Annotated in this window: 13 protein-coding genes; 9 read left to right on the top strand and 4 right to left on the bottom strand. The window is 73.1% G+C overall.

Annotated elements, in window-relative coordinates; genetic code table 11:
- Nucleotides 1-133: 133 nt before the first annotated feature.
- Nucleotides 134-793: a TetR family transcriptional regulator gene (locus GTY56_RS21110; RefSeq protein ID WP_161366922.1), complete on the top strand. Its 660-nt coding sequence runs from the start codon at nt 134-136 to the stop codon at nt 791-793.
- A 299-nt stretch (nt 794-1,092) separates the two neighbouring features.
- On the opposite strand, the gene GTY56_RS21105 is transcribed toward GTY56_RS21110, so the two are convergent.
- Entirely contained in the window at nt 1,093-1,326 is a 234-nt protein-coding gene (locus GTY56_RS21105; protein WP_161366921.1) for a ferredoxin, read from the bottom strand.
- Nucleotides 1,327-1,328: 2 nt separating this feature from the next.
- On the bottom strand, nt 1,329-2,780 hold the full coding sequence (locus GTY56_RS21100; protein WP_161366920.1) for an aldehyde dehydrogenase: 1,452 nt from the start codon (nt 2,778-2,780) through the stop codon (nt 1,329-1,331).
- Nucleotides 2,781-2,938: 158 nt separating this feature from the next.
- Between GTY56_RS21100 and GTY56_RS21095 the strand changes: the two genes are divergently transcribed.
- The 3 genes from GTY56_RS21095 (at nt 2,939) to GTY56_RS21085 (ending at nt 5,459) form a co-directional block, all read left to right on the top strand.
- A complete protein-coding gene (locus GTY56_RS21095; protein ID WP_161366919.1) occupies nt 2,939-3,964 on the top strand; it encodes a Strvi_7410 family MBL fold metallo-hydrolase in 1,026 nt (341 codons plus the stop codon).
- A 63-nt stretch (nt 3,965-4,027) separates the two neighbouring features.
- Nucleotides 4,028-4,495: a nuclear transport factor 2 family protein gene (locus tag GTY56_RS21090; protein ID WP_161366918.1), complete on the top strand. Its 468-nt coding sequence runs from the start codon at nt 4,028-4,030 to the stop codon at nt 4,493-4,495.
- Between the two features lie 58 nt (nt 4,496-4,553).
- Nucleotides 4,554-5,459, top strand: coding sequence for a Sco1979 family transcriptional regulator (locus GTY56_RS21085; RefSeq protein WP_161366917.1), 906 nt, complete (start codon nt 4,554-4,556; stop codon nt 5,457-5,459).
- 4 nt (nt 5,460-5,463) lie between these two features.
- Here the strand turns inward: GTY56_RS21085 and GTY56_RS21080 are convergent, their stop codons facing one another.
- Together GTY56_RS21080 and GTY56_RS21075 are read right to left on the bottom strand one after the other, a co-directional pair.
- Entirely contained in the window at nt 5,464-6,279 is an 816-nt protein-coding gene (locus GTY56_RS21080; RefSeq protein WP_161366916.1) for an SAM-dependent methyltransferase, read from the bottom strand.
- 35 nt (nt 6,280-6,314) lie between these two features.
- Nucleotides 6,315-6,989 carry a phosphotransferase gene (locus tag GTY56_RS21075; protein WP_202510517.1) on the bottom strand — a complete coding sequence of 225 codons (675 nt, stop codon included), beginning with the start codon at nt 6,987-6,989 and terminating at the stop codon, nt 6,315-6,317.
- Nucleotides 6,990-7,357: 368 nt separating this feature from the next.
- Here GTY56_RS21075 and GTY56_RS21070 point away from each other — a divergent pair, with 368 nt between their 5' ends.
- Genes GTY56_RS21070 through GTY56_RS21050 form a run of 5 tightly spaced genes read left to right on the top strand, consistent with a single transcriptional unit; the run spans nt 7,358 to nt 12,794 of the window.
- Complete coding sequence (locus GTY56_RS21070; protein WP_161366915.1) at nt 7,358-8,581, top strand: SCO2321 family membrane protein; 1,224 nt, start codon at nt 7,358-7,360, stop codon at nt 8,579-8,581.
- Nucleotides 8,578-9,213 (top strand): SCO2322 family protein, encoded by a 636-nt coding sequence (locus GTY56_RS21065; RefSeq protein WP_161366914.1) that lies wholly within the window; start codon nt 8,578-8,580, stop codon nt 9,211-9,213. Before GTY56_RS21070 ends, GTY56_RS21065 begins: the two co-directional genes overlap by 4 nt.
- Nucleotides 9,206-10,297 carry a CbiQ family ECF transporter T component gene (locus GTY56_RS21060; protein WP_161366913.1) on the top strand — a complete coding sequence of 364 codons (1,092 nt, stop codon included), beginning with the start codon at nt 9,206-9,208 and terminating at the stop codon, nt 10,295-10,297. Before GTY56_RS21065 ends, GTY56_RS21060 begins: the two co-directional genes overlap by 8 nt.
- Nucleotides 10,294-11,949, top strand: coding sequence for an ATP-binding cassette domain-containing protein (locus GTY56_RS21055; RefSeq protein ID WP_161366912.1), 1,656 nt, complete (start codon nt 10,294-10,296; stop codon nt 11,947-11,949). Before GTY56_RS21060 ends, GTY56_RS21055 begins: the two co-directional genes overlap by 4 nt.
- A complete protein-coding gene (locus GTY56_RS21050) occupies nt 11,946-12,794 on the top strand; it encodes an ECF transporter S component (RefSeq protein ID WP_161366911.1) in 849 nt (282 codons plus the stop codon). Before GTY56_RS21055 ends, GTY56_RS21050 begins: the two co-directional genes overlap by 4 nt.
- The last annotated feature ends 28 nt before the right edge of the window (nt 12,795-12,822 follow it).

Genomic DNA, 12,822 nt, shown 5'->3' with positions numbered 1-12,822 from the left:
TTCGGAGGCTCTGAATCTACCGGCAGGTAGGGGTGCTGTGAGCAGTGGATCAGGTGATTCACGCCACGGCCGGCGCCGTGCCATGCTGTGTGATCACTCGTCCTCACGGACGGTCACGGAACGGGACCGACACATGCCCGCGGAAGCCAAGGTGAGCGCCAAGGTGAACAAGCCGGCCAAGGTGGAAGCCAGAGCGGCAGCCCCCGCCTCCCCGCCCCTCACGGAGCGGCAGGAGGCCCGCCGCCGCCGCATCCTGCACGCGAGTGCGCAGCTGGCCAGCCGGGGCGGCTTCGACGCCGTGCAGATGCGGGAGGTCGCGGAGTCCTCCCAGGTGGCGCTCGGCACGCTGTACCGGTACTTCCCTTCCAAGGTCCACCTGCTGGTCGCCACCATGCAGGACCAGCTGGAGCACATGCACGGCACCCTGCGGAAGAAGCCCCCGCAGGGCGAGACGGCCGCCGAGCGGGTCGCGGAGACGCTGATGCGGGCCTTCCGCGCCCTCCAGCGCGAGCCGCACCTGGCCGACGCGATGGTCCGGGCCCTCACCTTCGCCGACCGCAGCGTGAGCCCCGAGGTCGACCAGGTCTCCCGCCAGACGACGGCGATCATCCTGGACGCGATGGGTCAGGAGAACCCGACACCCGAGCAGCTCTCGGCGGTCCGGGTCATCGAGCACACCTGGCACTCGGCGCTGATCACGTGGCTGTCGGGCCGGGCCTCGATCGCCCAGGTGAAGATCGACATCGAGACGGTGTGCCGTCTGATCGACCTGACGGCACCGACCGCTCCGTAGCCCTCCGGACACACCGAGGACCTACGAGACGGGTTCCCTTCGCCGGCATGGTCCGGATCAGGTGATGGGGGTCGCCTTCCGGGCGCCCGGCCTCGCGGCCCTGCGTCCTTCCGGCCTCTCAGCCCTACCGTCGCAGTCGGCACCAGCGGAAGCCGGAACTGAAGCTTCCCGCCCATGTCGGCTACTCCGGTCGGACTCCCTCACTCGCCTCGTAGGCCGATTTCCAGGATAGAACGCCGGCAAGGGAATGAAACCCCTCGATTCATGATTTTTCGGGCGCCACTACGGCGCTACGAGCGCTACTCGTCCGGCGGGAACACCGCCTCCCCGCTGTCCCCCAGCGTGATCGTGATCGCCTCCGCCGGGCAGCATTCGGCCGCCTCCAGCACCCGCTCGTTCGCGTCCACGTCGGGGGCCGTGGGGCGGGACTGGCGGGCGGTGTCCAGGCGGAAGCCGTCGGGCGCGTGATGGAGGCACTGCGCCGAGCCGATGCACAGGGAGCGGTCGACCTCGATGTGCCAGCGGTCGCCCATCGCTAGGCCTGCGCCGGGAGGTGGATCATCTTGTGCTCCAGGTACTCGCCGTACCCCTCGGGCCCGAACTCCCGCCCGAGGCCCGAGTTCTTGTAGCCGCCGAAGGGGCCGAGCATGTCCAGGCTGAAGGTGTTGACGGAGTACGTGCCCGTACGGACCTGCCGGGCGATGTCGATGCCGTGCTCCACGTCAGCCGTCCACACGCTGCCGCTCAGACCGTAGTCGGAGTCGTTGGCGATCTTCACGGCGTCGGACTCGTCGTCGTAGGGCAGCAGGCAGATCACCGGGCCGAAGATCTCCTCGCGGGCGATGCGCATGGAGTTGTCGACGTCGCCGAAGAGGGTCGGTTCGACGTACCAGCCGCGGTCCAGGCCGGCCGGGCGTCCGCCGCCGGTCAGGATCTTGGCGCCCTCCTCCTGGCCGATGCGGATGTAGTCGAGGTTGCGCTGCTGCTGCCGCCGGGCCACCAGGGGGCCCACCTGGGTCGCCGGGTCCAGCGGGTCGCCGACCGTCAGGGCGCCCGCAGCGGCGGCGAGGGCGTCGGCGAACTCGTCGTAGCGGGAGCGCGGCAGGAGGATGCGGGTCTGGGCGACACAGGCCTGTCCGTTGTTCATCCAGGCCGCGGGGGCGATGCCCGCGACGGCCGTCCCGAGGTCCGCGTCCGGCAGGACGACGGCCGCGGACTTGCCGCCGAGTTCGAGCGTGACGCGGGTGAGATTGCGGGCGGCGACCTCCATCACGCGCTTGCCGGCCGCGACCGACCCGGTGAAGGAGACCTTGTCGACGCCGGGGTGCCCGACCAGGTACTCGCTGACGTCCCGGTCGGCGGGCAGGATCGACAGCACGCCCTCCGGCAGCCCGGCCTCGCGGGCGATCTCGCCGAGCAGATAGGCGTCGAGCGGCGATTCGGGCGAGGGCTTGAGGACGACCGTGCAGCCGGTGAGCAGGGCCGGGGCGAGCTTGGCGGCTGCGACGAACTGCGGGACGTTCCAGGGGACCACCGCGGCCACGACCCCGACGGGCTCGCGCCGGACGAGGATCTTGCCGAGCACGCCGTCGCGCCGCTCCTCGTGGGTGAAGTTCCGGGCGACGGTGATCGCCGAGTCCCAGACCATCACCGCGCCGAGGGCCTGGGCGAGGACGCTCCAGGAGTACGGCGAGCCGTTCTGGGCGGAGATCACGCGGGCGATCTCGTCGTGCCGGAGAGCGATGGCGTCCTTGATCCGGCCCACGACCTCGATCCGCTCGCCGAGGCTCATGCGCGGCCAGGGCCCCTCGTCGAACGCCCGCCGGGCCGCCGCCACGGCCCGGTCCACATCCGCCGTCGAGGCGTGCGGGACGCGCCCGATGACCTCCTCGGTGTGCGGCGAGATCACCTCGATGACGTCCTGGCCCAGGGGGTCGGTCAACTCCCCGCCGATGAACAGCTGTCCGTGTTCCACGAGCTCGGTCATGGCCGACTGCCTCCCCGGGAGCGTTCTCTGACGGTTCATCAGATATGCCCACTGATACCAGCCCGGCCCGCAGGAGTCCACGGACCGCGCACCACAGGGGGACCCCTATTGGAACCCGTTCTAGTTATAGTGACGAGGAGCCGGCGACAGGGGAGCCCATGACACAGGTGACCGATCACGGCGGAGGCGTCCGGTCCCTCCGGGTCCCGATCCCGGACAACCCGCTCGGCCACACGCTGGTGTACGTCGTCGACACCGACCGCGGCCCGGTGCTGATCGACACCGGCTGGGACGACCCGGAGTCCTGGGACACCCTCGCGGAGGGCCTCACGGCCTGCGGCACCTCGGCCGCCGAGATCCACGGCGTGGTCATCACCCACCATCACCCGGACCACCACGGCCTGTCCGGCCGGGTCCGGGAGGTGTCGGGCGCGTGGATCGCGATGCACGCGGCGGACACCGCGGTCGTGCGGCGGACCCGGGAGGCCCGCCCCGAGCGCTGGTTCACCTACATGGCGGCCAAGCTCGCCGCGGCCGGCGCGCCCGAGGAGCACGTCGCCCCGCTGCGGGCACCCCGGCCCCGCGCCCTGCCCGGCCTCTCCCCCGCGCTGCCCGACCGCGACATCGTCCCCGGCGAACTCCTGGCGCTGCCCGGCCGCCGCCTGCGCGCGATCTGGACCCCGGGGCACACACCGGGCCACGTCTGCCTCCATTTGGAGGAGACCCACCCGGCACACCTCCCGGGCCGGGGCCGCCTGTTCTCCGGTGATCACCTGCTGCCCGGCATCACCCCGCACATCGGCCTCTACGAGGATCCGGACGACACCACCGTCACCGACCCCCTGGGCGACTACCTCGACTCCCTGGAGCGCGTCGGCCGGCTGGCCCCCGCCGAGGTCCTCCCGGCCCACCAGCACCCGTTCTCCGACGCCGCCGGTCGCGTACGGGAGTTGCTCACCCACCACGAGTCCCGCCTGACGGACCTGCTGGCGCTGCTCGCCGAGCCCCTCACCCCCTGGCAGCTCGCCGAGCGCATGGAGTGGAACCGCCCCTGGGCCGAGATCCCGTACGGCTCCCGCACCATCGCCGTCTCGGAGGCCGAGGCGCATCTGCGGCGGCTGGTGAAGCTGGGCCGGGCGGAGGCGGTGCCGGGGAGCGAGCCGGTGAGGTACGCGGCGGTGTAGGCAACGGGCAAGGCCAGGTGCAACCGTGTCGCCGGATGGCCCGGAGGAATGCTAAGAACCCCCATGGACCCCATGGAGCACCTCCTCGCCGAACGCGCCTGCGAGCGCCTGATCCTGGACTTCGTCCACCGGCTCGACCTGGGCGAACCCTCCTCCGTCGCCGAGCTGTTCACGGAGGACGGCGTCTGGCAGTGGCCGCACGACGGGCGGCGGGTCGAGGGACGCGACGCTCTTCGTGCGTACTTCGGATCCCGTCCGGCCGACCGGCTGTCCCGCCGCATGATGTCCAATGTCCTGGTCACGGTGACAACGCCGGACACGGCGCGGGCGGTCTCCTACTTCACGACGTACCGCGTCGACGGCTACGAGGGCGGTGTCGTCCCGGCCGGGCCGCCGGTCCAGATCGGGCACTACGAGGACGCCTTCCGCCGGGCCGGCGACGGGACCTGGCTGCTCGCCTCACGCACCCTCCACCTTCCCTTCGGCGGACCCACTCCGCGTCCGGACATGCCCGCGTCACAGGGCTCTTGACGTTGCCGGGCGCCCCCTAGGATGGTCGGACGCAACGCTCGCACCGGGAGAGACGCCCATGGGCACCGAAGAGGCCGCACGCACGACGACCGGTAGCGGGGCCCTGGACGGCGGGTGCACCGGGCCCATGGTGCCGCGGCTCGCCCTCGGCGCCCGGCTGCGCGGACTGCGGGAGGAGCGGGGCATCGGCCGGGCGGACGCCGGGCACGTCATCCGTGCCTCCTCCTCCAAGATCAGCCGGATGGAGGCCGGCCGCCACGGTTTCAAACTGCGTGACGTCGCCGATCTGCTCACCCTCTACGGCGTCACCGACGAGGCCGAGCGGGCCACCTTGCTGGCGCTGGCCGAGCAGGCCAACACCCCTGCCTGGTGGCGGTACTACAGCGATGTCGTGCCCACCTGGACGCAGACCTACCTCGGTGCCGAGCAGGCGGCGAGCCTCATCCGCTGCTTCCGGGTCCAGCGCGTCCCCGGCCTGCTGCAGACCCCCGGCTACGCCCGGGCCGACGCCCGGCTCGCCCACCCGGACGCGGGGGCGGCGGAGACCGATCGCCGGGTCGCGCTGCGGATGGCCCGCCAGCGGATCCTGCACCGGCAGCCGGCGACCCGGCTGTGGGCCGTGATCGACGAGGCGGCGCTGCGCCGCCCGGTGGGCGGTATGCGTGTGATGCGGGAGCAGCTCAGGCATCTCATCGAGATGTGCCGGCTGCCGCATGTCACGGTGCAGATCCTGCCGTTCGCGGCCGGCGCGCACGCCGCGGAGGGCGGGCCGGTCACCATTCTGCGGCTGCCCGGCGGGCAGTTGCCCGACGTGGTCTACCTGGAGCAGCTCACCGGCGCGCTCTACCCCGACCGGCCGGCCGACATCGAGTGCTACTGGGACGCCATGAACCGGCTGGTGGTCGAAGCCGAGTCGCCGGACGAGACCCCGACCATCCTGCACCGCATCCTTCAGGAGACCTGAGCGCTCAGTTCTTGCGGGCGACGCCGCCGTACTGGTGGACCTCGGCGGGGAGGCCCAGGGCCGCCGCGTCGGGGCGCCAGCGCGAGCAGGAGGCCACGCCCGGTTCGAGCAGCTCCAGACCGTCGAAGTAGCGCGCGATCTGCTCGGGGCTGCGCAGGATGTACGGGATCGAACCGCCGTCGTTGTACTGCTGGATGGCGCGGACGTAGTCCTCGTCCGTGTCGGTCGAGTCGTACTGCACGAGGTAGCTGCCGGGCGGCAGGGCGTCCACCAGCTGCCGGACGATCGAGCGGGCTTCGTCGTGGTCCTCGATGTGGCCCAGGATGCCCATCAGCATGAGGGCGACGGGCCGGTCGAAGTCCAGGGTCTTCCCGGCCTCCCGGACGATCGTGCCCGGCTCGCGCAGGTCGGCGTCGACGTAGTTGGTGACGCCTTCCGCCGTGCTGGTGAGCAGCGCGCGGGCGTGGGCCAGCACCAGGGGGTCGTTGTCGACGTAGACGATCCGGCTCTCCGGGGCCACGCGCTGGGCGATCTGGTGGGTGTTGTCGACGTTGGGCAGGCCGGTGCCGATGTCCAGGAACTGGCGGATGCCCTCCTCGGCGGCCAGGTGGCGGACGGCCCGGGCGAGGAAGTAGCGGGCGGCGCGGGCGCCCGTCTCGATGCCGGGGAAGACCTCGCGGAACGCGTCACCGGCCACCCGGTCGACCTCGTAGTTGTCCTTCCCGCCCAGCCAGTAGTTCCAGATCCGGGCCGAGTGCGGCACCGAGGTGTCGATCTTGGGGAACGGCTCCTGCTCGGGGGTCTCGGCCTGGTCGGTCATGGACGCTCCTGCGTGAGTGGTCGGGGAGCCCCACGTTAGCCGGTCTGCGCCCTGGAGAGGATCAACTCGGCTGCGGCGTCGAGGAGTTCGACTTCCGCCCGGCCCATCGTCGGGTTGGCTCCCCGGCGGCGCAGGGCCTCGGTCAGGGCCGTGCGGGTGAGCGGGGACGGGCCGGCGAGGAGGGCGGTCAGCATGGTGTCCGCGGGTGCGGAGAGGGCGTCACCGGCGACGGCGGCCTGCGCGAGGACCACCGCGGTCGCCGCCCAGTCCAGGCCCGGGTCGCCCTCCTCCGCGTCCGACCAGTCGATGACGCGGGGGCCGTCGGGCGTGATGATCACGTTCTCGGGGTGCAGGTCCAGGTGCAGGACACGGACGGCCGGGTCGGTGGCACGCAGGGCGGGGACGGCGTGCAGGTCGCGCAGCAGCCGGGCCAGGATCGAACCCGCCTCGGCCGGGTTGAGGGTGCCCGCCAGGCAGGCCTGGAGCATGGTCGGGCCGGAGAGCCGCTCCATCACGAGGTCGGTGCGCGAACCGGAGGGCCGGACCCGGGGAACGGGATAACCGTGGGCGCGCAGGTGCTCCATCACGGCGCCCTCGGCCACCGCGTCGCCCCCACCACCCCGCTCCCGGCGCAGCACCCACGCCGCGTCGATCTCGAACACGTCGGCCCGGCGCCCGGCTCCGAGCAGCTGTCCCGGCGTGATCGGCATGAAGCGAAGCTACCCCGCATCGCGGCGCCCTCACCGCTCCGCCCGCACGTGACCGAGCCCCCACCCGGCCCCTTCGGCCGGTTTCCTACGTGCGGGTACAGTAAGCGGGTCGTCATCACACCGTACGGGGGGAAGCCGGTGCAATTCCGGCGCTGACCCTTCCCCAAGTTCTCGACTTCGCTCGAGCAGGGGAGGCCCCTGTCGTGAACCGCCGCCGAGGCGGTGAGCCGGATCGCCCCATACGGTTCGTGACCGGCTCACGTGTCCGGCAGACCGCCGGTGCACGGCACCGTCGAGGTATGCGGAGCCGAGCCGCCGGGGTGTCCCGTGCTGCCCGGCTCCCCCACAGGGAGAGGCACCCGCCGATCATGAACGTCCGCCGCAGCGCCGCGGTCCTGGCCGCCGTCGCCGTGATCGGCGCCGCAACCCCGGCCGCCGCCGCTCCGTCCCCGTCGCCCTCCCAGGCGCTCCCGTCCGCCCTCTACGGCGACAAGGACCCGACGTACGACGGAGTCTGGCGCCAGTCGCTCGCGCTGCTCGCGCAGGACACCGCGGGGGTGAAGCCGGCGGCGAAGTCCGTGCAGTGGCTGGTCCGCCAGCAGTGCGCGGACGGCTCCTTCGCCGCCTACCGCCCCGACCCCACCACCGCGTGCGACGCCAGGACCCTGCTCGACACCAACGCCACGTCCGCCGCCGTGCAGGCCCTCACCGCGCTCGGCGGGCACGACGACACCGCCCGCAAGGCCGTCGGCTGGCTGAAGGCCGTGCAGAACGAGGACGGCGGCTGGGGTTACGCGCCCGGCGGGGCCAGCGACACCAACTCGACGTCGGTCGTCGTGGGCGCGCTCGCCGCCGCGGGCGAGAAGCCGGACCAGGTCGTCAAGGACGGCAAGTCCCCCTACGACGCGCTGCTGAAGCTCGCCCTGCCCTGCGGCGGGGACGGCGACGGCGCCTTCGCGTTCCAGCCGGACAAGAAGGGCGAGCTCGCCGCCAACGCGGACGCCACGGCCGCCGGCGTGCTCGGGGCGATGGGCAAGGGCATGGTCGTCGAGCCCGGCAAGAAGGCCGGCAAGAAGTCCGACGCGACCTGCGAGAAGGCCGCGACGCCGCGGCAGGCGGCGGCGAACGGCGCGGGCTACCTCACCGCCGCCCTCGCCAAGGACGGCAACCACCTCATGTCGGCCCTGGCCGGTGCCGAGCCCCAGCCCGACTTCGGCAACACCGCCGACGCGGTCGTCGCGCTCGCCGCGCAGGGGAACACCGCGCAGGCGGAGAAGTCCGTGCGGTGGCTGGAGAAGAACTCCGCGTCCTGGGCCGCCCAGAGCGGTCCGGCCGCCTACGCGCAGCTGATCTTCGCCGCCCACGCGACGGGCACGAACCCGCGTGACTTCGGCGGCGCGGACCTCGTCAGGCAGCTGGGCGCGACGGGCCCGGCCCCGCAGTCCGCCGGGAAGACCACGTCCGGGGCCGCGGACGAGAAGGAGGACTCCGGCTCGGGCTTCTTCGGGGTCTGGTGGTACGTCGGCGTCTGCCTGGTCGCCGGCATCGGCATCGGGTTCCTCTTCACCGGCCGCAAGAAGCAGCAGCTGTGATCCGCCGGGCCGTTCTCCTCCTCCTGACCCTGCTCCTGCTGTGCGCGGGCGCGGGCCAGGCCCAGGCCGCCGGTTACCGGTACTGGTCGTTCTGGGAGCGCGATGCCGGCCGCTGGGTCTACGCCACCCGGGGCCCGTCCCTGGCCCACCCCTCGGACGGCGACGTCCAGGGCTTCCGCTTCGCGGTGAGCGAGGACTCCGCGAGCGCGGTCCGGCCGCGCGGCACGGCCGACTTCGCGACGATCTGCGCGAGGACACCCGCACAGGACGGCAGGAAGCGGGTGGCCCTGGTCATCGACTTCGGCACACCGTCGGACGCCCCCGGGGGCGAATCCCCGCCCGCCGCCCGCACGGCCTGCGCCCGCGTCTCCCCCGACGCGACGACGGCCGAGGCCCTGGCGGCAGTGGCCAAGCCGCTGCGCTACGACACCGACGCCCTGCTCTGCGCGATCTCGGGCTATCCGCGGAAGGGCTGCGGCGAACAGGTCTCCCAGAAGCAGCGGGAGCAGAAGCCGGCCGCGGAGCGGAACTCCCCCTCGGACGACGGGCCGTCCCTGGGCCTGATCGGCGGCATCGCCGTGGTGGTGGTCCTGGGCGGCGCGGCGGTCTGGCAGGTACGGCGGCGTGGATAGCGGTCTTCGGCGTCGGGGCCGGGCTCAGCTGCACCCCGGCGCCTGGTGGCTCTGGGCACTGGCGCTCGGCACCGCCGCCACCCGCACCACCAACCCCCTGCTCCTCGCGCTCCTCATCTCGGTCTCCGCCTACGTCGTGGCGACCCGCCGTCCCGACACTCCCTGGTCCCGCTCCTACGGCGCCTTCGTCAAACTCGCCCTCGCGGTGATCCTGATCCGCCTCGTCTTCGCGATCGTCCTCGGCTCTCCCGTCCCGGGCACGCACACCCTCCTCACACTGCCCGAACTCCCCCTCCCCGCCTGGGCCCAGGGCATCCGCCTCGGCGGCGAGGTCACCGCGGAGGCCCTCACCTTCGCGCTGTACGACGGTCTGCGGCTGGCCACGCTCCTCATCTGCGTGGGCGCCGCGAACGCCCTCGCGAACCCCTCCCGTCTCCTCAAGTCCCTCCCGGGCGCCCTGTACGAGATGGGCGTCTCGGTCGTCGTCGCCCTCACCTTCGCCCCGAGCCTCATCGCCGACGTCCAGCGGCTGCGCGCCGCACGCCGTCTGCGCGGGCGCCCTGACCAAGGCATCAGGGGCCTGCTGCACGTGGGGCTCCCGGTCCTGGAGGGTGCACTGGAGCGTTCCGTCGCCCTGGCCGCCGCGATGGACGCCCGCGGCTACGGCCGTACCGCACAGGTCCCGCCCGCGGTGCGCCGTACCACCGCCGCCCTCACCCTCGGCGGTCTGCTCGGCGTCTGCGCGGGAACGTACGGCCTCCTCACGGCCGAAGGCGCCGCTTATGGTCTGCCCGTCCTCCTCGCGGGTCTCGCCGCCGCCCTCGCGGGCCTCAAGCTCGGCGGCCGCCGGTCCCTGCGCACCCGCTACCGCCCGGACCGCTGGGACGTGCGCGCCTGGCTGGTCGTCGCCTCCGGCGTCGCGGTGGCGGCCCTGCTCGCCCTCGCCGCGGCCCGTGACCCCGCGTCCCTCCACCCCGGCGTGGTCCCGCTGGTCGCTCCCGCCCTCCCCCTCTGGCCGGCCGCGGCCGTACTGCTCGGCCTGCTGCCCGCGTTCGCCGCCCCCGACCCCAAGGAGCTGTCGTGATCCGCTTCGAGGATGTCTCCGTGACCTACGACGGGGCCACCGAACCCACCGTCAGGGGCATCGACTTCGAGGTTCCGGAAGGCGAACTCGTCCTGTTGGCGGGCCCCTCCGGCGTCGGCAAGTCCACCGTCCTGGGCGCGGTGAGCGGACTCGTCCCGCACTTCACGGGCGGGACCCTGCACGGCCGGGTCACGGTCGCCGGCCGCGACACCCGCACCCACAAACCGCGCGAACTGGCCGATGTCGTGGGGACGGTCGGCCAGGATCCGCTCTCCCACTTCGTCACGGACACCGTCGAGGACGAACTCGCCTACGGCATGGAGTCGCTGGGCGTGGCCCCGGACGTGATGCGCCGCCGCGTCGAGGAGACCCTGGACCTGCTGGGCCTGGCCACCCTGCGCGACCGGCCCATCGCCACGCTCTCCGGCGGCCAGCAGCAGCGCGTCGCGATCGGCTCGGTCCTCACCCCGCACCCGGGCGTCCTCGTCCTCGACGAGCCGACCTCCGCGCTGGACCCGGCGGCAGCGGAGGAGGTGCTGGCCGTGCTCCAGCGGCTCGTGCACGACCTCGGCACCACGGTCCTCCTGGCCGAACACCGCCTGGAACGCGTCATCCAGTACGCCGACCAGGTCGTCCTCCTGCCCGCCCCGGGCGCCTCCCCGGTGCTGGGCGATCCGGCCGAGGTGATGGCCGTGTCCCCGGTGCACCCGCCGGTGGTGGCCCTGGGCCGTCTGGCGGGCTGGACCCCCCTTCCCCTGACGGTCCGCGACGCCCGGCGCAGGGCGGGACATCTGAAGCAACAGCTGGAGAACGCCCCTCTCCAGGGGCGCGGGGAACTGCGCGATCAACCACATTCGGCCCGCACCCGCCCACACTCCGCACCTCCCACCCCCATAGGCGAAGTACGCTCCCTCTCCGTACTCCGCGGCCGCATCCAAGCCCTGCACCACATCGACCTCACCATCACCCCCGGCGAGACCATCGCCCTCATGGGCCGCAACGGCGCCGGGAAATCGACCCTCCTCAACGCCCTGGTCGGCCTCGTGAAGCCCAGCTCCGGAACCGTCCGCATCGGCGAAGCCACCCCCCACCGCACCGCACCGAAGGACCTCGTCCGCAAGGTCGGCCTGGTCCCCCAGGAGCCGCGGGACCTGCTCTACGCCGACACCGTCGCCGCCGAGTGCGCGGCGGCCGACCGGGACGCCGGCGCGAACCCGGGCACCTGCCGGGCCCTGGTCACCGAGCTGCTGCCCGGCGTCGCCGACGAAACCCACCCCCGTGACCTCTCCGAAGGGCAGCGGCTCGCGCTCGCCCTGGCCGTCGTGCTGACCGCCCGGCCCCCGCTGCTCCTGCTGGACGAGCCGACCCGGGGCCTGGACTACGCGGCGAAGGCCCGGCTGGTCACGGTGCTGCGCGCGCTGGCCGCCGAGGGGCACGCCATCGTCCTGGCCACGCACGACGTGGAGCTCGCGGCGGAGCTCGCCCACCGGGTGGTGCTGCTGGCCGAGGGCGAGGTGATCGCGGACGGCCCGACGGCCGATGTCGTGGTCTCCTCGCCGTCGTTCGCCCCGCAGGTCACCAAGATCCTCGCTCCCCAGCACTGGCTCACGGTCACCGAGGTCCGCGCGGCCCTCCGGGAGACCGGCCGATGAGCCTCCGGACTTCCACCCGCGGGCCCGCTCAGCGCCAGGCCCGGGCCGTCCGCCTCGGCCCTCGCTCCCTCACCGCCCTGGCCCTGGTCAGCGCGGTGGGCGTCGCCGGCTTCGGCTGGCCCTTCCTCGCCCCGCCCACGTCGCGGCTCAGCGCGCACGCACAGGACGCGCCCTGGCTGTTCGCGGGCCTGCTGGTGCTGCTGGTGGCGGTCGTGGCCGCGGCGATCTCGGAGTCCGGGCTCGGCCCGAAGGCGGTCGCGATGCTCGGCGTGCTGGCCGCCACGGGGGCGGCCCTGCGGCCGATCGGGGCCGGCACCGCCGGTATCGAGCCGATGTTCTTCCTGATGGTGCTGAGCGGCCGGGTGCTCGGCCCGGGCTTCGGGTTCGTCCTCGGCTCGGTGACCATGTTCGCGTCGGCGCTGCTCACCGGCGGGGTCGGGCCGTGGCTGCCGTTCCAGATGCTGGCGATGGGCTGGTTCGCGATGGGCGCGGGCCTGCTGCCGGGCCCGGACCGGCTGCGCGGGCGGACCGAACTCGTGATGCTCGCCGGCTACGGCTTCCTCGCCGCGTTCGCCTACGGCACGGTGATGAACATGGCGGGCTGGCCTTTCATGGGCGCTCTCGCCTCGAACGTGGCCTTCGACCCGCAGGCGCCGGTCGCCGAGAACCTGGCCCGTTTCGTCGCGTACTGCGTCGCCACGTCGCTCGGCTGGGATCTGGGCCGTGCCCTCGTCACGGTCGTGCTGACCCTCGTCGTGGGGCCCGCGGTCCTCAGGGCGCTGCGCCGGGCCACGCGACGGGCGGCCTTCGAGGCGCCGGTCACGTTCGAGGCGCCCCGGCAGTGAAACGCCCCACATGACCCGGGTCACGTAC

Source organism: Streptomyces sp. SID5643, from assembly GCF_009872555.1.
Classification (GTDB): Bacteria; Actinomycetota; Actinomycetes; order Streptomycetales; family Streptomycetaceae; genus Streptomyces; species Streptomyces iakyrus.
Note: the sequence above shows the minus strand (reverse complement) of the source record. Positions and strands in the feature narration are given on the sequence as shown.

Excerpts from the sequence above, each read along its gene's own strand:
- GTY56_RS21110 (WP_161366922.1), top strand. The coding sequence starts at position 134 with ATGCCCGCGGAAGCCAAGGTGAGCGCCAAGGTGAACAAGCCGGCCAAG.
- GTY56_RS21105 (WP_161366921.1), bottom strand. The coding sequence starts at position 1,326 with ATGGGCGACCGCTGGCACATCGAGGTCGACCGCTCCCTGTGCATCGGC.
- GTY56_RS21100 (WP_161366920.1), bottom strand. The coding sequence starts at position 2,780 with ATGACCGAGCTCGTGGAACACGGACAGCTGTTCATCGGCGGGGAGTTG.
- GTY56_RS21095 (WP_161366919.1), top strand. The coding sequence starts at position 2,939 with ATGACACAGGTGACCGATCACGGCGGAGGCGTCCGGTCCCTCCGGGTC.
- GTY56_RS21090 (WP_161366918.1), top strand. The coding sequence starts at position 4,028 with ATGGACCCCATGGAGCACCTCCTCGCCGAACGCGCCTGCGAGCGCCTG.
- GTY56_RS21085 (WP_161366917.1), top strand. The coding sequence starts at position 4,554 with ATGGGCACCGAAGAGGCCGCACGCACGACGACCGGTAGCGGGGCCCTG.
- GTY56_RS21080 (WP_161366916.1), bottom strand. The coding sequence starts at position 6,279 with ATGACCGACCAGGCCGAGACCCCCGAGCAGGAGCCGTTCCCCAAGATC.
- GTY56_RS21075 (WP_202510517.1), bottom strand. The coding sequence starts at position 6,989 with ATGCCGATCACGCCGGGACAGCTGCTCGGAGCCGGGCGCCGGGCCGAC.
- GTY56_RS21070 (WP_161366915.1), top strand. The coding sequence starts at position 7,358 with ATGAACGTCCGCCGCAGCGCCGCGGTCCTGGCCGCCGTCGCCGTGATC.
- GTY56_RS21050 (WP_161366911.1), top strand. The coding sequence starts at position 11,946 with ATGAGCCTCCGGACTTCCACCCGCGGGCCCGCTCAGCGCCAGGCCCGG.